We start from the raw sequence: 18555 nt of genomic DNA, 5'->3' as shown, positions 1-18555 counted from the left end.
CCACGGGGCGAGGCCGGCAGAGGCGCAGCACACAAGGATGAGTATGGGCGGCAGTGAGGCAGGGGCGTCTCCAACGACTACGCGGGCAGACGCGCAAGCGGACGCGACTACGCGTGCAGACGCGCAGGCAGGCGCACAGGCAGGCATCGAAGCGGAGTCCGGCAAAGCCGTCGGCAAGCCGGCGGGATCCGTCACGCGCGGCGCGGGCGCACTCGACTTTCCGGTCGTCGGCATCGGCGCTTCCGCGGGCGGCGTGCAGGCGCTGCTGCGCTTCTTCGAGAACGCACCGGCTGACATGGGCATGGCCTTCGTCGTGGTGCTGCATCTGTCGCCCGATCATGCGAGCAGCGCGGACGAGGTGTTCCAGCACGCCACCGGCATGCCGGTGAACCAGGTGCGGGAGCGGGTTCAGGTGCAGAAGAACCACGTCTATGTCATCTCGCCCTCGCACGATCTTTCGCTCGACGACGGCCATCTCACACCCATCGAGGCCGACCGCCCGCGTGGCCGGCCCATCGCCATCGACCTGTTTTTCCGCAGTCTCGCCGACGCGCATCGCGAACGCGCCATCGCCATCGTGCTGTCGGGCACGGGCGCGGACGGCGCGACCGGCATCGGCCGCGTCAAGGAGCAGGGCGGCGTGACGTTCGCGCAGGATCCGGCGGACGCCGAACACCCCGAAATGCCGCAGAACGCGTTGGCCACCGGCATGATCGACATCGTGCTGCCGGTCGCGGAGATGCCGCGCAAGCTGCGCGAGCTGGCTGAGAACGCCCGCGCGATTCACCTGCCGCCCGTGGACGACGAACCCGAAACGCTCGCGCTCGCGCAGCCCGATCCCGCTTCCACCGCCGAGCGGGCGTTGCTCGGCGTGCTCGCCACGCTGCGCGCCCGCACCGGCCACGATTTCCGCCACTACAAGCGCGCCACGATCCTGAGGCGCATCGAACGCCGTCTGCAGGTCAACGGCATTCCCGATCTGCAGGCCTACCAGGACTACGTGCTCACGCACCCTGACGAAACGCCGGCGCTGCTCAAGGACATGCTGATCGGCGTGACCAATTTCTTTCGCGATCGGGATACCTTCGAAGTCGTCGAGCGCGAGATCGTGCCGAGGCTCTTTCACAAGAAATCCGAGGACGACCCGGTGCGCGCGTGGGTCGCCGGCTGCGCGACGGGCGAGGAAGCGTATTCGCTCGCCATGCTGCTCGCCGAACATCCCGAGCGGCACGAAGACATACCGATCCAGGTATTCGCCACCGACATCGACGAACACGCGATCGCGTTCGCCCGCGCGGGCCTCTACCCCGAGTCGATCACCGCTGACGTGTCCGCGCAGCGCCTGCGCCAGTTCTTCACGCCGGAACGCTCGCGCTTTCGGGTGAGCAAGGCGATCCGCGAGCGGGTGCTGTTCGCCGTGCACAACGTGCTGCGCGATCCGCCGTTTTCGCGCGTCGATCTGGTGTCGTGCCGCAATCTGCTGATCTATCTCGACCGCAACGTGCAGACCCAGGTGCTGCAGATGTTTCACTTCGCGTTGCAGCCGGGCGGCTATCTGCTGCTCGGCAGTTCGGAATCCGCGGAAGCCGCGGGCGACCTGTTCACGCCGGTCGACAAGAAACACCGCATCTATCGCGCGAACATGGTGACGAGCGCCGTGCGTCCGCCGATCAGCATGCCGGTCGTTCAGCATGGCGGCGCGGCCACCACCGCCAGCGCGGGACCGGCGCAGCCGCTGCCGCAGGCCTTGCCGTTCTCCGCGCTGCATCATCGGATTCTCGAGCTGTATGCGCCGCCGAGCGTCGTGGTCGACACCGACGCGAACATTCTGCACATGTCCGAGCATGCCGGCCGCTTTCTGCGTTTCGTGCGCGGCGAGCCGTCGTACAACCTGATCATGCTGGTGAATCCGGCGCTGCGTCTGCAACTGCGCGCCGCCCTGTTCCAGGCGCTGCGCAGCAATCAGGAGGTGACGACGCCCGCGATCGAATTCTCGCCGCAGGCGAGCGTGCGGATCATCGTGCGCGCGTACCGGCGCACCGAGGATGCGCCGGAATTCGCGCTCGTGCTGTTCGAGGAGATCGCCGCCGTCGTGCCCGCCGCGAAGCGAGGCGAGGGCGCGAGTCCGACGGTGCAGGATTCGTTGCTGGTGCATCTGGAGGACGAGCTGCATCGCACGAAGCAGGAATTGCGCTCGACGGTCGAGCAATCGGAGGCGTCGACCGAGGAACTGAAGGCCTCGAACGAGGAATTGCAGGCGATCAACGAGGAACTGCGCGCCGCCACCGAGGAACTCGAGACCAGCAAGGAAGAACTGCAATCGTTGAACGAGGAATTGTTCACCGTCAACGCGGAGTTGCAGGCCAAGATCGAGGAGACGGGCAAGGCGAAAGACGACTTGCAGAACGTGATCGCCTCCACCGGCATCGCCACGCTGTTCGTCGACCGGGACATGCGCATCAAGCGCTATACGCCGGCCGCGACGGAACTGTTCAACGTGATTCCCTCCGACCTCGGGCGACCGCTGCACGACATCACGCACCGGCTCGATTACCCGCAACTCGCCGACGACACGGCGACCGTTTTCGAATCGCTGCAACTGATCGAGCGCGAGATTCGCGGCACCGACGGGCGCTATTTCCTCACGCGGCTCTCGCCGTACCGCACCACCGACGACCACATCGACGGCGCGGTGCTGACCATCGTCGACATCACGGCGCTGCGGCGCGCCGAACAACTGGTGCGTGTCAGCGAGGAACGCCTGCATCTCGCCGCGCAAAGCACCAACGACTTCGCGATCATCGTGCAGGACATGGAAGGCCGCGTGGTGACCTGGAACAAGGGCGCGGAGCGGATCTTCGGTTATAGCGAGAGCGAGATGACGGGGCAGACGCTCGACCGGCTCTATCTGCCGGAAGAGCGCGAGGCGAACGAACCCGCCACCGAGCGGCAGCGCGCGCAGTCCGACGGCCGCGTGGAAGACGAGCGCTGGTACATTCACAAGAACGGCACGCGGCTCTATTGCAGCGGCGTGATCACGCCGGTGGCGTCGGACAGTTTCCGCGGCTTTGCGAAGATCTTGCGCGACCTCACGCAGCGCAAGGGCACCGAGGCGCTCGAACAACGCAAGATTTCGCTGGAACGCTCGGTCCGGCAGAAGGTCGAGGCGGCGAGCCGCCTGAAGGACGAATTCCTCGCGGTGCTCTCGCACGAGTTGAAGAACCCGCTGAACCTGATTCACGTGAAGGCCGACATGCTGGACCGCGCGCCCTCCACGCAGGGCCTGCCGGTCGTGCACGATGCGGCGGACGCGATCCGCCGTTCAGTGATCAGCCTCGCGAAGATCATCGACGACCTGCTCGACCTGTCGCGCGTGCGAACCGGCAAGCTGGCGCTCGATCGCTCGCGGGTGGACATCGCGGCGATCACGGCGTCGGTAACCAGCGCGATCGAGGCCGAGGCGCTGGCGCACCAGGTGAGCGTGAGCGTGAAGGGCGTGAGCGAACCGTTCTTCATCGAGGCGGACCCGGTGCGCTTCGAGCAGATTCTGTGGAACCTCGCCAGCAACGCGGTGAAGTTCACGCCGCCGGGCGGGCGCATCGCGTTGACTTTGTCGCGTGAAGCAGGCTATGCGTGCGTCGAGGTGCGCGATACCGGGCGCGGCATCGAACCGTCGTTCCTGCCGAACGTGTTCGACATGTTCAGCCAGGCCGAGGGCGCGCACCGCCGGCACAGCGGCGGATTGGGCATCGGACTCGCGCTCGTCAAGCAACTGACGGAAATGCACGGCGGGCATGTGCAGGCGGAATCCGCGGGCGTCGGCAAGGGCGCGCGTTTTCGCGTCTGGTTGCCGGCCGACAGCACGACGATGCCGAGCGAAGCGCGCGAAACGCCTTGCGACGCCAGCTTGCTCAAGGGCATGAAGATTCTGCTGGTCGACGACGCGGCGGAAAGCTTGCAGGCGTTCCAGAGCCTGCTCGAGCTCGAAGGCGCGCAAGTGTGGCCGCAAACCAATGGCGCGGCGGCGCTGACGATCGCCGCGCATCAGCAGTTCGATCTGATCCTGTCGGATATCGGTATGCCGGGCATGGACGGCTACGAACTGATCGCCGCGCTGCGCAAGCTGCCGGGCACGGCCTCGGTGCCGGCGCTCGCGTTGACCGGCTTCGGCCGCCCGCAAGACGCCGCGCGGGCGATCCGCGCGGGGTATGACGGTCATCTCGGCAAGCCGGTTTCACTGCACGCGTTGCTCGACAAGATCGCGCGCATCACCACCAACCGCACCGGCATGGCCTGAGCCTGGGCGCAGTGCCGCCTGCCACCCGGCACCCGGCGCAGCGCCTCGCCGGAAGGCTAGCCCTTTTCCTGCACCGCCTCGTACTTGCCGAGCGCCGCGTCGTGATTCAGACGCGCGCGCTTGAGCAACGCCTGCTGAGCCTCCAGCACCTTGCTCGGGTCGCCTCGCCACACTTGCAGCGGCGGTTCCTGCAACGCGCGGCCATACGAGAAGCTCAGATTCCACGGCAGCGGCCCGAGCCGGTTCATTGCATCGAGGTTGGCGGTGGCTTCTTCCGGGGTTTGCCCGCCCGACAGAAACACGATGCCCGGCACCGCCGACGGCACCGTGCGCTTGAGTATCCGCACGGTGTAGGCGGCGATGTCGCTGACAGGCGACTGCTGCGCGTGTTCGGAGCCGGCGAGCACCATGCTCGGCTTCAGCAGAATGTGTTCGAGCGCCACGCGGTGCCGGTGCAGCGCATGAAACACCTCGTGCAGCACGGTCTCGGTGACTTCGGCGCAGCGTTCGATCGAATGGTCGCCGTCCATCAGCACTTCCGGCTCGACGATCGGCACGATGCCGGCTTCCTGCGAGATGGCCGCGTAGCGCGCCAGCGAATCGGCGTTCGCCTCGATCGCGAGGCGGCTCGGCAAGCTCGCCGTGATGTTGTACACCGCGCGCCATTTGGCGAAGCGCGCGCCTTGCCGTTTGTAGTCGACGAAACGCTGGGCGAGGCCGTCGAGACCCTGGGTGATTTCGTCGCCCGGAGCCAGCGCGAGCGGGATCTTGCCCAGGTCGACCTTGATGCCGGGCACGATGCCGTTGGCGGCGGCGAGTTGCGGGAACGGCGTGCCGTCGTCCGCTTTCTGGCCGAGCGTTTCCTCGTAGAGAATCACGCCGCTGATGAATTCGCCGAGGCCCGGCGTGGTAAGCAGCAGGTTGCGATAGGCGCGGCGGTTCTCCTCGCTGGATTCGACGCCGATCGTCTTGAAGCGTTTGGCGATGGTCGGGCCGCTTTCGTCGGCGGCGAGCAGGCCCTTGCCGGGTTGAACCATTGCACTGACGGTGGCTTGCAGTTCGCTACGGGTGTCCATGAGATGTGCTCCCTTTGATCCGGTTCGCGGATGAATCTTGCAGCAAACGCAGCTCGAACAACGTTGCCCGCGCCGCTTTATTCGCGCTTTTTTAGCGCTTGATTAGCGCCTCATTGGCCTTATTCGCCGATCAGATGCAGCACGATGTCGCGCGCCTGCGTGTGCCGGCGATGCTCGAACAGATATAAACCCTGCCATGTGCCGAGCACCATCTGCCCGTGCTCGACCGGCACCGTCAACTGCACTTGCGTGAGCGCCGTGCGCAGGTGGGCGGGCATGTCGTCGGGACCCTCGGCGTTGTGTTCGTAGCGCCCGGCGTCCTCGGGCGCGAGGCTCGCGAAGTAGCGTTCCAGATCGCGCTGCACCGAGGGGTCGGCGTTTTCCTGGATCAGCAGCGAGGCGGACGTGTGACGGCAAAACAGCGTGAGGAGTCCGGTGCCGATCGACTGCGCGGCGACGAAGCGGCGCGCTTCGTCGGTGAATTCGACGAGCCCGCGGCTGCGGGCCTTGACGCTCAGGTGGTGGAGGGCTTGTCGCATGATGGGCAGGCGATGCTGCGGGTGGGTTCTTCAGTGGGTTCGATCGACGCGACGCGCCCGGTTCATAGCGACGCGAATGCTTGCGCGATCTCCGTGGCGCTGGTCGGACGCACGACGCGCGCGACTTCGACGCCGTCGCGCATGAAAATCAGCGTGGGCCAGAGCTTGATCTTGAACGAGCGGCCGAGCGGCCGGCCGGGGCCGTCCTCGATCTTGAGATGCCTGACGCCGGCATGCGGCTCGAACGCCTTGGCAATCGACGCTTGCGCGCCCTGGCAGTAGCCGCACCAGTCCGTGCCGAATTCGATCACCGTGGCGCCCGGCAGGGCGTCGAGTTCGGCTCGCGAGGGGGCGCGGGTGGAATAGGCGGTTCGTGTTGCCATGCTTGCTCCGAAGCTCGTTGATCCGTGCGGGCGCTGTTTCCGCTGCCAGGGAAGCGCCCGCGCGTGGGTTGGCGCGTGGTTGGATAAGGCATCTGTCAAGAGTAGCAGCTATGCTCGGGATCGTCAGCGAGGCCGCGCTTGCCGCGTTGAGTGCCGGGGCGCGGTGTCGGGCGGCTTGCGGTGGGACGCGTGGGCGCGCGAATTTGATGCACACTTGCGGTCTTGCCGACGCGGCGTGTGAACATGGTCAGCTCGGATGGTCAACTCGCATGATCAACTCGGATGGTCAACTCGCGCGGTCCACTCGCCGTTAGCGGTCACGAAGGATTCAGGAAGGCAAATGCAAGAAAGGATTTATCTGCGCCATCCGGGCAAGGACGAAACCGTCGCGGTCGCGACCGGCTTCAGTTGGGGCGCGTTGTTGCTCGGTTTCGTGTGGGCCTTGTCGAAGAGAATGTGGTTCGCCTCGTTCGTCATGTTCGGGATCAGCACGGTGCTGTTCTTCGCGGGGCTGTGGGGTGAAACGGCCGGCTTGATCGGGCTGGTGCTGTCGGTCGTGTTCGGCGTGGCGTGCGGCGCCTATGGCAATGAGTGGCACCGCCGGACGCTGGAGCGGCGCGGCTACACGCTTCTGCAAGACGCAGGCGGGGACCGGATATCGCCAGGCGCCAGGCATTCGTGACACTCATGCCGCGTTCCACCTCGCCGGCGATTGCAAGGCCGCGGCGCAACCCTGCGCGCTGCGCGCGGCAAGTCGCTCACGCCGCCTCCACCGTTCGCCGATCAGCGCGTGAAATATAAGTTGGGATGCGGCGACGCGGGTTTACGCGAGCGCGGCCTCGGCCGATAATGCCCCGGTCGTTCCGGCCACGAAGTCGGCGGCGCGCGTCGCGCCCGCAGGCGCTCTTTCCCTGACCCCACCGCCCCCTGTGTTGAAAACCTCCCGTTTTTTCGACCTGCTGCGCATTCCCGGCTTCAAGCCGCTCGCCGCCGCCACGCTGATGCTCGGGGTGGCGATGTCCTTCACCGCTCCCTATCTGTCGCTGTTCGGCGTCGAGCGCGCCGACATGACGCCGTTCAGGCTCGGCGTATTCATGACGCTGATCGCGGCAAGCGGGGTGCTCGCCAGCACCTTTGCCGGCCGCTGGAGCGATGCGAGCGGACGGCATCGGCCGCTCTTGCTGGCGGCGCTCGTGGCCGCCGCGCTCGGCTATCTGTGTCTGTGCGTGGTGCGTGACTACCGGTTGCTGCTGGTGGTCGGCATCGTCTTTATCGGCGCGGGCGGCTCGGCCATCTCGATGGTGTTTTCGTTCAGCCGCGCAGCCTTGCCCGTGCCGGATGCGGCGGAACGCGCGTTCGCCAGCGCGACCTTGCGGACCATCCTGTCGGCGGCGTGGGTGTTCGGCCCGTCAGTGGGCGCGCTGGTGCTCGCCGGCACCGGCTTTTATGGGCTGTTCCTGTTCGCCGCCGCCAGTTTCGCGGCCTGCGCGGTCATCGTCTGGCGCATGCGGGAGCCGCAAGGCCATCTGGGCGATCACACGGTGGAAGACACGGCCTCGGAGCCGTCGGCTTCCATTACCGTGCCGCCGCTGACCACGCCCGGCGAAGAGGCGCATGAGCACCTGCCCGGCGTCGCGTCGCCGAACGATATTCGCCGCGCGGTGGCCGCGCTCACGCTGCTCGGCCTCGCCGCGAACGCCACCATGATCGTGCTGCCGCTTTACATCGTGCACGGCCTTGAGGGCACGCACCTGGACGTGTCGATCATGCTCGGCCTCGGCGCGTTGATGGAAATTCCGATGATGCTCGCGCTGGGCGCGAAGTCGTCCGCGCTGCACAAGCCCAATTGGCTCGCGGCGTGCGCGGCGGTTCACGCGGCGTATTTCGTCGCGATGTCGCTGGCGGGGAGCGTCCATGTACTGATCCCGATGCAGATTCTCAACGCGTTCGTCGTCGCGGTGACATCGTGCCTCGGCATGACTTACGTGCAGGATCTGATGCCGCAGTCGCCCGGCCGCGCCACCGCGTTGTTCTTCAACGCGGCGCGGGTCGGCTCGATTCTCTCGGGTGTGTTGTCGGGCTTGCTGGTGCAGGCGTTCAGCTATCGCGGCACGTTTCTGATCTGCGGTTTGCTGGCGCTGTGCGCGCTGGTGCTGTTCGCAGTGCCGGGTTATCGCTATCCGCTGATGTGGCGCGCGCTGCGGCGTGTCGCGCGCGAGCAGTACGGCAGGGTGCAGGCGCGGCGGCAATAGCGCGCCGCTGGGGTGGCCGATGAGCCGGGCGATGTCAGGTTCGCTGCACGGGCGCTGCAACGCTGCTAACTTTTGTCCTGTGCGCGAGGCGGACTTCGCGAACCGCGTGCTGTCGGCGATGCGGCATGACTTCGGCGGCCACCTCGAGAAAGCGGCCACGCCCGACGGCGGGCCGGAGATCTGACTGACAGCGCCAACCTGGAGAATCGCGATGCAAGCCACTCAAGCCGCGCCGCACGACGTCGTGTTCCTGTTCGACTGCGACAACACCTTGCTCGACAACGATCATGTGCTGACGGATTTGCGCGCGCACATGATGCGCGAATTCGGCGCGGAGAACAGCGCGCAGTACTGGGAAATTTTCGAGGACTTGCGCGCCGAGCTCGGCTATGCCGACTACCTGGGCGCGTTGCAGCGTTACAGGATGGGGCATCCGCGGGATACGCGCCTGCTGTTGATGTCGTCGTTCCTGATCGACTATCCATTTGCGAACCGGCTGTATCCCGGCGCATTGGATGCGCTTCGGAATCTGGCGAAACATGGGCCCACGGTGATTCTCTCCGACGGCGACGTGGTGTTCCAGCCGCGCAAGATCGCCCGTTCGGGCCTATGGGAAGAGGTCGAGGGCCGCGTGCTGATTTACGTCCATAAGGAGCAGATGCTCGATCAGGTGATGGCGTGTTATCCGGCGCGCCGCTATGTGATGGTGGACGACAAATTGCGGATTCTCGCGGCCATGAAAAAGGCGTGGGGCGCGGAATTGACCACGGTGTTTCCCCGCCAGGGCCACTATGCTTTCGATCCGAAAGAGATTGCGAATAATCCGCCGGCCGATGTGACGATAGAAAGGATCGGCGAATTGGCGGAGATCGATGTGGCGTCGCTGATGGGCGCGAAAGGGTAGCGGGCAGGGGTTGGTTTCCGGACGCCGATCCTTACACCAACCCCGGCGCGCAACGCAACCCTCAGGAACCCAGTTCCTTCAAGCGCGCTTGCGCGTCTCGTGCGCCCATCCTGCCCGCCGCATCCGTGGCCGTCACGCCGTTGGCGTCGCGGGCCTGCGGGTTCGCGCCGTGCGCAATCAGCAAGTCCATGATCGCCGTGCGATTGAACATCGCGGCGACCATCAGCGCGGTGCGGCCGTCCGGCGACGCGCCTTCCACGTCCGCGCCATGCGCGAGCAAGGTTTCGATCACCGCATCGAAGCCCTTGAATGCGGCGCCCGCGATCGGCGTCTGCCCGTTGTCGTTGCGCAGATTCGGATCGGCGCCGAGTTCGAGCAGCGTGCGCACGGCATCCACATGACCGTGGTAGCTCGCGAGCATGACGAGGCTGTCGCCTTTATCGTTGCGCAGGTTCGGCGGCACGCCTTTTTCGATCACGGCGGCGAGCATGGTGGCGTCGCCGCGCCGCGCAAGGTCGAAGACTTCATGCGCCAGTTCGAGCAACTCGGGATCGAGTTGCGGTTTCGCGGACGGGGAAGGTTCAGTGCGGTCCGTCAATGGCATCTCCTTTCAGTCGGCGCGCGTCATGCGCGCAGGGAATCTCAGCCAGCATACACATTCCGTGCCCCGCATGCATGCGCATGCCCGCGCGCACCCAATTCACCATATCGGATTTGTCGCACGTCAATTGAATGCGCGCGCGATGCAATACGCATGATTCGTGCCGTTTTTCATACTTGTCCGATATGAGGACGGCTTGCTTCCACCGAGGATTTCGGGCCAGCGGAGAGAAACCGCTCTATCGCGCCGGTCGTGATTTCAGCCCGGTTGCGCTGCACCTTTCGTGGAGGGATGGAGATGTCGGACAGACGGGAACCTGAAGGCACGAGGTACGCATTCGCCACCATTGGCGCGCGTACCGGGCGCGGCGGCTATGTCACTTGCGCGTCGTCGGAGAGGGTTATTGGCGGGCTTCAGGTGGCGCTGGTCGGCGATATCGTCAGCTATCGCGACGGTAGCGAAGCTGTCGTTATCGATGGCTCGGGCTCGCTCGGGTCAGATGGCGATCGCTGTTTCGCGCTTGTGGGCAGCCGCCTGAGCAACGGCGACAGGATCGTATCCACTCCGTGGGACGATGGCGAGTCGGGCCTGTTCGTCGGCGCGGATGAAACACCCGAGGGGCTGTTCGATCCGTCGTATGTTCCGCCGCCTCATCGGCCGGGTTTGCGTCTTGCGCTTTGTGGATCGACTACCGCGCGCGGCGGCGTGCTGCGAGAGCCGGGCGGCGAATGGAATGTGGACGGTGCGCGGGTGAACGTCGGCGTGATCGGCGACCGCGTGCAGTATGCGGACGGAACCACCGCGCGAGTCGTTAGCGGGCTCGCGATGCGAACCGATCCAGAACTCGCCCGATTCGCGTATGTGGGTAGCGTGCTCGATAACGGCGACATCATCACCGATAGTCCCGAGCGCAAGGGAGCCGCGAGTCCGGAAAGTTTCGAGGTTGTTACTGACGCGCGGATGCGAGAGCAAGGGCTCGACCAAAGCGAGGTCGCATGATCGCGCATTGAGTGGTATCGCTGGTTAAGCAGCGCTCCATTCACAAGCTTGCAGAATTCTCTACCCATGAATGGATAGGGAGCGCAGCCGCTAGCCGGCGGCGCCGGAGACCTCAACCAGCACAAACATGCTGCGCCGCCGCACCCCCAACAGCACCGCGCTACCCACCACCAAACACCTTAACCAGCAACCCAAAGATGCCGACCAAAACAGCGAGGCCCGCGCACAACAGCACGAGCGAGAGAACAACGATCAGGGGCGTCTTGAAGCGGCTGGGAGTCGACATGGTGAGGTTGATATGAAAGGCGAACAATGCGGAATACGCCAGATGCGGTCCGCCGTCGCGCATTCAGCATGAGGAGCTTAAACACATTCGCTTAATATGGTCTTAATACTCGCACAATGCCTGCGGCGACGCATGCACGGCGCGCATGCATAACACGCGCACCCGGAGCCAGATCAAGCTTTGCGCGATTGCATCGAACGCTGACGCACGCCGCCTGTCACACCGCTGCCGCATCCGCTAACCTGCCTGAGAGTCCCTTTCGAGGAGTCACGTCATGGCCGAAGCAACCTCCCGTCCCACGCCGCCACAAACCTTGGACCCGAACACGTTGCGCAACATGGACCGCTACTGGCGCGCCTGCAACTACCTTTCGGCCGGCATGATCTATCTGCGCGACAATCCGCTGCTGCGCGAACCGCTCAAACCCGAACACATCAAGAACCGCCTGCTGGGCCATTGGGGCTCGGACCCTGGGCAGAGTTTCCTGCTGGTGCATCTGAACCGGCTGATCAACAAGCTGGATCTCGACATGATCTACGTGGCCGGTCCCGGTCACGGCGCACCGGCCACGCTGGCGCATAGTTATCTGGAGGGCCATTACGCCGAAATCTACCCCGACCGCAGCGAGGACGAAGCCGGCATGCGGCGCTTCTTCCGGCAGTTCTCGTTCCCGGGCGGCATCGGCTCGCACTGCACGCCGGAAACGCCAGGCTCGATTCATGAAGGCGGCGAACTCGGCTACAGCCTGTCGCACGGTTACGGCGCCGCGTTCGACAATCCCGATCTGATCGTCGCGGTGATGATCGGCGACGGCGAGGCCGAAACCGGCCCGCTCGCCACCGCGTGGCATTCGAACAAATTCCTCAACCCGATCCGCGACGGCGCGGTGCTGCCGGTTCTGCATCTGAACGGCTACAAGATCGCCAATCCGACCATTCTCGCGCGCATTCCCCGCGAGGAACTCGAAGCCCTGCTGACCGGCTACGGCCACAAACCGTATTTCGTCGAGGGCGACGATCCCGACTCCATGCATCAGCACATGGCGGCGACGCTCGATCAATGCATCGGCGAGATTCGCGCGATTCAGCAGCACGCGCGTGAAACCAACGACGCATCGCGCCCGCGCTGGCCGATGATCGTGCTGCGTTCGCCGAAAGGCTGGACCGGTCCGAAGGAAGTGGACGGCCACAAGGTGGAGGGCTCGTGGCGCGCGCATCAGGTGCCGGTGCTCGATCCGGTCGCGAACGGCAGGAGCCTGAAACTGGTCGAGGAGTGGCTGCGTAGTTACGAGCCCGAGTCGCTATTCGACGAAAGCGGGCGTCTGGTGAAAGAGTTGCGTGAGCTCGCGCCCAAGGGCGCGCGCCGCATCAGCGCCAATCCGCATGCGAACGGCGGCTTGCTGAGCAAGGCGCTCGATCTGCCGCCGTTTCGCGACTATGCGGTGGCCGTGAAAAAACCGGGCGGCGCCTACACCTCGCCCACCGACGCGCTCGGCAAGTTTCTGCGCGACGTGATGCGCCACAACATGACGAACTTCCGCGTGTTCGGGCCCGACGAAACCGCGAGCAACAAGCTGACGGCGATCTACGACGCGTCGGCGAAAACCTGGCTCGCGGAGAGCGAGCCGAACGACGCGGACGGCGGCGCGCTCGCGCCGGACGGCCGCGTGATGGAAATGCTCAGCGAGCACACGCTCGAAGGCTGGTTCGAGGGTTACGTGCTGACCGGCCGGCACGGCCTGTTCGCCACCTACGAGGCGTTCGTGCACGTGATCGATTCCATGTTCAACCAGCACGCCAAGTGGCTGGAAAAGTCGAAGCGCGAGCTTCGCTGGCGCCAGCCGGTGCCGTCGATCAATCTGCTGATCACGTCGCTCGTATGGCGCCAGGATCACAACGGCTTCACGCATCAGGACCCCGGCTTTCTCGACGTCGTCACCAATAAAAGCCCGGACGTCGTGCGCATTTATCTGCCGCCGGACGCCAACTGCCTGTTGAGCGTCGCCGATCATTGCCTGCGTTCGCGCGACTACGTCAACGTGATCGTGGCCGACAAGCAGCCGCATTTGCAGTATCTCGACATGGACGCCGCCGTCACGCATTGCACCAAGGGCATCGGCATCTGGAACTGGGCGTCGACCGATCAGGGCGCCGAGCCCGACGTGGTGGTCGCCTGCGCCGGCGACATCGCCACGATGGAAGCGCTCGCCGCCGTGCAGCTTCTGAAGGAGCGCTTCGCCGATCTGAAGATCCGCTTCGTCAACGTGGTCGATCTGTTTCGCCTGATGCCCGAGCATGCGCATCCGCACGGCCTCAGCAATCGCGATTTCGATTCGCTGTTCACCACCAGCAAGCCGGTGATCTTCAACTTTCATTCGTATGCGTCGCTCGTGCACAAGCTCACGTATAACCGCACCAATCACGACAATCTGCACGTGCACGGCTATCACGAGAAGGGCAACATCAATACGCCGCTCGAACTGGCGATCATCAATCAGGTGGACCGTTTCTCGCTCGCGATCGACGTGATCGACCGCGTGCCGAAGCTGCGCGGCGTCGGCGATCATGCGAAGGAATGGCTGCGCGGGCAGATCATCGAGCATCTCGCTCATGCGCATGCCGAGGGTATCGACAAGGAAGAAATCAGCAACTGGACGTGGCGAAGCTGAGCGAGGTCCGTCATGAACACGCGAGATCATCCGGGCCACGCGCCGATTCTGGTGCTGAACAGCGGTTCGTCGTCGCTGAAGTTCGGGCTCTTCACGCGCTCGGGCGACGACGAAGCCTTGCTGCTGGAAGGCAGCGCCGAAGGCATCGGCCGGCGCGACGGCAGCTTGCGCATCAAGTCGCCCGACGGCCGCGTGCTGGCGCAGCAGGCGCACGTGCTGGAGTCGCAAACCGATGCGCTGCAAAAGCTCGCCACCGTGCTCGCGCAGCAGAACCACGCGCGGCCCGCGGCGGTGGGGCACCGGGTCGTGCATGGCGGGCCGCATCTGCGCACGCATCAGCGCTTGACGGCGCAAGTGCGCCAGCGCTTGCAGGATGCGGTGCACTTTGCGCCGCTGCATATCCCGCCCGCGCTCGGCTTGATCGACGAAGCAGCGAAGATTTTCGGCGACGCGCCGCATTTCGCCTGCTTCGATACGGCGTTTCACGCGACGCTGCCGCCGCTTGCCGCACAGCTCGCATTGCCGCGCCGTTATGCGGCGGCGGGCGTGATTCGCTACGGCTTTCACGGTCTGTCGTATGAATCGCTGGTGACCCGCCTCGGTGCCGACTTACCGGCGCGCGCCGTGTTCGCGCATCTGGGCAACGGGTCGAGCGTATGCGCGCTGCGCGACGGCAAATCGGTCGATACGTCGATGGGTATGACGCCGACGGGCGGCGTACCGATGGGCACGCGCAGCGGCGACCTCGACCCGGGCGTGCTGCTGTATCTGATGCGCGTGGAGAAGCTCGATGCCGACGCGCTGGAAACGCTCCTGAATCGCCACAGCGGACTCGCCGGTTACGCGGACGGCGAGAGCGACATGCAGGCGCTCGAAAAACGCGCCGCGGCCGGCGATGCGAATGCGGCGCTTGCGCTCGACGCGTTCGCCACCGCCGTGCGCAAGACGATCGGCGCTTATGCGGCGTTGCTCGGCGGCATCGATCTGCTGGTGTTTACCGGGGGGATCGGCGAGCACAGTCAGGAGATTCGCAAACGCGTATGCGACGGGCTGTCGTTCCTCGGACTCGCCGAAGGCGATCCGGCAGGCAAGGTGAGGGCGATTCATACCGAGGAAGAAAAGCAGATCGCACGGCATTGCCGGGCACTGCTGCAAGCGGATTCGGGCTGATTCGCCTGCAAGCTGGAATCCGCCACATCGGCTATATTTGGCGGCATTGTCCGACTCACAACAATCACCCAGGAGAATGCCGTGCCCACCGCCGCAACGCTGCTCGCTTTCGCTCTCGTCTCGTTCGGCATGGTGCTGACGCCAGGGCCGAACATGATCTACCTGATCTCCCGATCGCTCTGCCAGGGGCGGCGCGCGGGGCTGGTCTCGCTCGGCGGCGTGGCGCTCGGCTACGTGTTCTACATGTTCTGCGCGGCGTTCGGCATTACCGCGTTGCTGTTGACGGTGCCCTACGCCTACGACGCATTGCGTTTCGGCGGCGCGCTCTACCTGCTGTATCTGGCGTGGCAGGCGGTCAAGCCCGGCGGCCGTTCGCCGTTCCAGGTGCGCGATCTGCCGCACGACAGCAGCCGCAAGCTGTTTACGATGGGCCTCGTCACGAACCTCGCGAATCCGAAGATCGCGGTGATGTATCTGTCGCTGCTGCCGCAATTCATTTCACCGGGACACGGCAGTGTGCTGACGCAATCGATCGCGCTCGGCTGCGTGCAGATCGTCATCGCGGTGACGGTGAATGCGCTGATCGCCAGCATGGCCGGATCGATTGCCGGGTTTCTCGCGGGGCGGCCGTTTTGGCTGCAAGTGCAGCGCTGGCTGATGGGCACGGTGCTGGCCGGTCTCGCGGTGCGTATCGCGCTCGATCCGCGGCGCTGAGCGAAGAGAGTGAAGAGAGCGATAGCCATGGCGTGATGTCGTTCGACCTCGCCATCGACACCCTGTCACGCTCAACCCGCGGCTATAGCGCCTTATACATGATGGTGGTCGAATCGAATCCATCGTCATGCGGTGCGCGCGCATAAGCCGGGATCACACCCACCGTCTGATAACCCAGCGCCGCATAAAGCGGCTCGGCGCTGTCGCCGGTGCGGGTATCGAGCGTGAGCAGGCTGCGTTCGAGTCGCCGCGCGTGGCTTTCCAGTTCCATCATCAGCGCTCTCGCGACACCCCGGCGGCGAAACGCGGGGTGGACCAGCAGCTTGCGCACTTCCGCGCGATGACGCTGATTCGGCATCGTGTCGTAATCCAGTTGCACGGTGCCGGCAATCGCATCGCCCAGCCGCGCGACGAACAACTTCAGTCCGCCCGCCCGCAGCGACGGCAGCACCTTGCCGCTCCAGAACGCCTCGCTTTCCTCGACGCCATACGGCAACACAAAACCGATGCTGGCTCCGTCATGCACACAGGCACGCAGCAGCGCGCCGAGTTCGGGAAGATGGCGAACGAGGTCGTCGGCGGAAAGGGACGTGATGGTAATAGCGCTCATGCCGGCTCACACGATGAAGAGGATGTAGTGCGCGGCGCTATGCGCGGGCGTCACGAATGCGCTCGGGCCGAACAGTTGATAACGCAGACAGTCGCCCGGTTCGAGATCATGGCTCTGGCCGTCGACGGTGATTTGCAATTGCCCTTCGAGCAAAATCAGATGATGTTCAAGCCCGGGCCGCGGCGACGCCTCGTAGTCGATGCGCACGCCCGCGTCGAGTTCGCATTCCAGCGCTTCGCCGCTCAGCGCTTGCGCAGGCGGCGACACTGAACGGCGCCGGAAGCCCACGCTGGCGTCGGTCCACAGCGGCTGCGCGGCGCGCGGCACGAGCGCCGCGAAGTCTTCTTCCACCATGTGCATGAGGCGCGACATCGGCAGGCCATACGCTACGCAGAGTTTGCCGAGCACGCTCGCGGTGGGGCTCACGGCCGCGTTTTCGAGGCGCGAGAGCGTCGCGCGGCTCACGTTGCTCAGCTTCGCGAGATCGTCGAGCGACCAGTTGCGCTCGGCGCGCAGCGCGCGAAGACGCTGGGCGATGCGGCGGTCGATGGCGTTGTCTTCGGTGGCGTCTGTTTCCATATCCGGGAAAGTATCTCTAATATGAGATGAAGTCAACGCGCCAAAATCGTCTCTGCCGCCAATTCCGTCCGCGTCGGCCCGCACGATCCGCTCACCTGCGATTCGTCCACCGCGAACCGCCGGGCCGTTTATCATGATGCCCACCAACCAGAAATCGCCGCCCGGCTGTGCGACTGTCAGGCACATCATCCACGAGACCCGGCGACTCATGCCGCAACATCCATTTATGAACACCACTCCCGACGCTCCTTCCCGTCCCCCCATCCGCGCGTTGACCTTGCTCGAGGGGCGCGTGCTCGGCGTACTCGTCGAAAAGCAGCACACCGTGCCGGACAGCTATCCGCTGTCGTTGAATGCGTTGACCTTGGGCTGCAACCAGAAAACCGGCCGCGCGCCGGTCATGAACGCAACGGAAGCCGAAGTGCTGACCGCCGTCGACGGCTTGAAGCGGCTAAGCCTCGTGATGGAAGGCAGCAGCAGCCGCGTGCCGCGCTTCGAGCACAACATGAACCGCGTGCTGGGACTGCCGAGTCAATCGGCTGCGTTGCTGACCACCTTGCTGCTGCGCGGTCCGCAAACCGCGGCGGAGTTGCGCCTGAACAGCGCGCGCTTGCATGGTTTCGCCGACATCTCGTCGGTGGAAGCATTTCTCGACGAACTCGCCGCGAACGATCCGCCGCGCGTGGTGAAGCTGGCCCGCACGCCGGGCGAGCGCGAGAACCGCTGGACGCATCTGCTGTGCGGCGAGGTGAGCGCGAGCGAGCTGGCGCAGCCGGGCGATGACGACGACATGGTGCCGCTCTCCGCGTTCGAAGCCGTGAAGGCCGAGCAGAAGCGGCTCGCCGACGAAGTGAACCGGCTTCAGACGGTAGTGAAGCGCATGGCGGCCGAGTTGGGCATCAACGTGGACGATCTCGGCGGCAGCGCCTGAGAACGAAGCTGTCACGCATCGCGGCTTCGCTGCGAGTCGGTGGCGAGCGTTCGCTGCGTGCGATAAAACACGCGCGGCGGCACGTTCGGTGAATCTTCGGCGAGCCGGTCGAGCTCCTCGCGTATCGCGGCCAGATAGTGGCCGTTGCGCGCGTCGGCGTCGCCTGCGAAGACGGCTTCCAGTTTGCGCCGCACCGCGCCATAGCGCGCACCGGCGGCGCGATGCTTCTCCGCGCGCTCGGCGTATTTGAGGAACGTTTGCAGCGCGGCGGAGACCGCGGCCGTCACGCTCACGAGGCCCACGACGATTCTGAGCGCCGGCGACACGGCCGTCGAATTCAACGATGCAAATACCGCCGTGCCCACGAAGGCGGTCAACGCGGTCACCAGCCAGCCCATCGTGCGCTCACGCGCGGAGAGCAGGTCGGCCATGTCGTAATGGCTCATCTGCGATTCGCGCGCGCGCCGGATCCACTTCAGCAAAAGCTGTTCTTCATCGACCGGAGGCTCGTAAGCGGGCAGGGTCTTCATGTCGCTCGTCAGGGCT

At 65.1% G+C, this 18555-nt stretch carries 18 protein-coding genes; 10 read left to right on the top strand and 8 right to left on the bottom strand.

Features of this window, described 5'->3' with window-relative positions:
- The first annotated feature begins 43 nt into the window (after positions 1-43).
- Positions 44-4297 carry a CheR family methyltransferase gene (locus BUE39_RS09625; protein WP_084561385.1) on the top strand — a complete coding sequence of 1418 codons (4254 nt, stop codon included), beginning with the start codon at positions 44-46 and terminating at the stop codon, positions 4295-4297.
- Positions 4298-4353: 56 nt separating this feature from the next.
- Here the strand turns inward: BUE39_RS09625 and BUE39_RS09620 are convergent, their stop codons facing one another.
- From BUE39_RS09620 to BUE39_RS09610, 3 genes are all read right to left on the bottom strand, one after another.
- Positions 4354-5373 (bottom strand): class I fructose-bisphosphate aldolase, encoded by a 1020-nt coding sequence (locus BUE39_RS09620; protein WP_073428410.1) that lies wholly within the window; start codon positions 5371-5373, stop codon positions 4354-4356.
- Between the two features lie 119 nt (positions 5374-5492).
- On the bottom strand, positions 5493-5912 hold the full coding sequence (locus BUE39_RS09615; protein ID WP_073428409.1) for a secondary thiamine-phosphate synthase enzyme YjbQ: 420 nt from the start codon (positions 5910-5912) through the stop codon (positions 5493-5495).
- A 62-nt stretch (positions 5913-5974) separates the two neighbouring features.
- Positions 5975-6295, bottom strand: a complete 321-nt coding sequence (locus BUE39_RS09610) for a thioredoxin family protein (RefSeq protein WP_073428408.1) — start codon at positions 6293-6295, stop codon at positions 5975-5977.
- A gap of 340 nt (positions 6296-6635) precedes the next feature.
- Between BUE39_RS09610 and BUE39_RS09605 the strand changes: the two genes are divergently transcribed.
- From BUE39_RS09605 to BUE39_RS09595, 4 genes are all read left to right on the top strand, one after another.
- On the top strand, positions 6636-6977 hold the full coding sequence (locus tag BUE39_RS09605; protein ID WP_073428407.1) for a DUF2628 domain-containing protein: 342 nt from the start codon (positions 6636-6638) through the stop codon (positions 6975-6977).
- A 247-nt stretch (positions 6978-7224) separates the two neighbouring features.
- Positions 7225-8547 (top strand): sugar efflux transporter, encoded by a 1323-nt coding sequence (locus BUE39_RS09600; protein WP_073428406.1) that lies wholly within the window; start codon positions 7225-7227, stop codon positions 8545-8547.
- 31 nt (positions 8548-8578) lie between these two features.
- Positions 8579-8731 (top strand): hypothetical protein, encoded by a 153-nt coding sequence (locus BUE39_RS34825; protein ID WP_159442550.1) that lies wholly within the window; start codon positions 8579-8581, stop codon positions 8729-8731.
- Positions 8732-8758: 27 nt separating this feature from the next.
- The gene (locus BUE39_RS09595; RefSeq protein ID WP_073428405.1) at positions 8759-9451 is read left to right on the top strand and encodes an HAD family hydrolase; all 693 of its coding nucleotides are present in this window, start codon (positions 8759-8761) and stop codon (positions 9449-9451) included.
- A 61-nt stretch (positions 9452-9512) separates the two neighbouring features.
- Here the strand turns inward: BUE39_RS09595 and BUE39_RS09590 are convergent, their stop codons facing one another.
- Entirely contained in the window at positions 9513-10055 is a 543-nt protein-coding gene (locus BUE39_RS09590; RefSeq protein WP_090518726.1) for an ankyrin repeat domain-containing protein, read from the bottom strand.
- Between the two features lie 294 nt (positions 10056-10349).
- Here BUE39_RS09590 and BUE39_RS09585 point away from each other — a divergent pair, with 294 nt between their 5' ends.
- Positions 10350-11051 (top strand): PAAR domain-containing protein, encoded by a 702-nt coding sequence (locus BUE39_RS09585; RefSeq protein WP_073428403.1) that lies wholly within the window; start codon positions 10350-10352, stop codon positions 11049-11051.
- Positions 11052-11211: 160 nt separating this feature from the next.
- On the opposite strand, the gene BUE39_RS09580 is transcribed toward BUE39_RS09585, so the two are convergent.
- Positions 11212-11400 carry a hypothetical protein gene (locus BUE39_RS09580; RefSeq protein ID WP_073428402.1) on the bottom strand — a complete coding sequence of 63 codons (189 nt, stop codon included), beginning with the start codon at positions 11398-11400 and terminating at the stop codon, positions 11212-11214.
- Between the two features lie 211 nt (positions 11401-11611).
- Here BUE39_RS09580 and BUE39_RS09575 point away from each other — a divergent pair, with 211 nt between their 5' ends.
- The 3 genes from BUE39_RS09575 (at position 11612) to BUE39_RS09565 (ending at position 15889) form a co-directional block, all read left to right on the top strand.
- Positions 11612-14005, top strand: coding sequence for a phosphoketolase family protein (locus tag BUE39_RS09575; RefSeq protein ID WP_073428401.1), 2394 nt, complete (start codon positions 11612-11614; stop codon positions 14003-14005).
- Between the two features lie 12 nt (positions 14006-14017).
- Complete coding sequence (locus BUE39_RS09570) at positions 14018-15175, top strand: acetate/propionate family kinase (protein WP_073428400.1); 1158 nt, start codon at positions 14018-14020, stop codon at positions 15173-15175.
- An 81-nt stretch (positions 15176-15256) separates the two neighbouring features.
- On the top strand, positions 15257-15889 hold the full coding sequence (locus BUE39_RS09565) for a LysE family translocator (protein ID WP_073428399.1): 633 nt from the start codon (positions 15257-15259) through the stop codon (positions 15887-15889).
- Positions 15890-15971: 82 nt separating this feature from the next.
- Here the strand turns inward: BUE39_RS09565 and BUE39_RS09560 are convergent, their stop codons facing one another.
- On the bottom strand, positions 15972-16499 hold the full coding sequence (locus tag BUE39_RS09560; RefSeq protein WP_073428398.1) for a GNAT family N-acetyltransferase: 528 nt from the start codon (positions 16497-16499) through the stop codon (positions 15972-15974).
- Between the two features lie 6 nt (positions 16500-16505).
- Complete coding sequence (locus tag BUE39_RS09555) at positions 16506-17078, bottom strand: helix-turn-helix domain-containing protein (RefSeq protein ID WP_073428397.1); 573 nt, start codon at positions 17076-17078, stop codon at positions 16506-16508.
- 226 nt (positions 17079-17304) lie between these two features.
- Between BUE39_RS09555 and BUE39_RS09550 the strand changes: the two genes are divergently transcribed.
- The gene (locus tag BUE39_RS09550; RefSeq protein WP_073428396.1) at positions 17305-18009 is read left to right on the top strand and encodes a YceH family protein; all 705 of its coding nucleotides are present in this window, start codon (positions 17305-17307) and stop codon (positions 18007-18009) included.
- Between the two features lie 11 nt (positions 18010-18020).
- On the opposite strand, the gene BUE39_RS09545 is transcribed toward BUE39_RS09550, so the two are convergent.
- Complete coding sequence (locus BUE39_RS09545; protein ID WP_073428395.1) at positions 18021-18539, bottom strand: SLATT domain-containing protein; 519 nt, start codon at positions 18537-18539, stop codon at positions 18021-18023.
- Positions 18540-18555 lie beyond the last annotated feature (16 nt).

It is taken from the genome of Paraburkholderia terricola, assembly GCF_900142195.1.
Classification (GTDB): domain Bacteria; phylum Pseudomonadota; class Gammaproteobacteria; order Burkholderiales; family Burkholderiaceae; genus Paraburkholderia; species Paraburkholderia terricola.
This window is presented reverse-complemented; position numbering and strand designations above follow the sequence as displayed.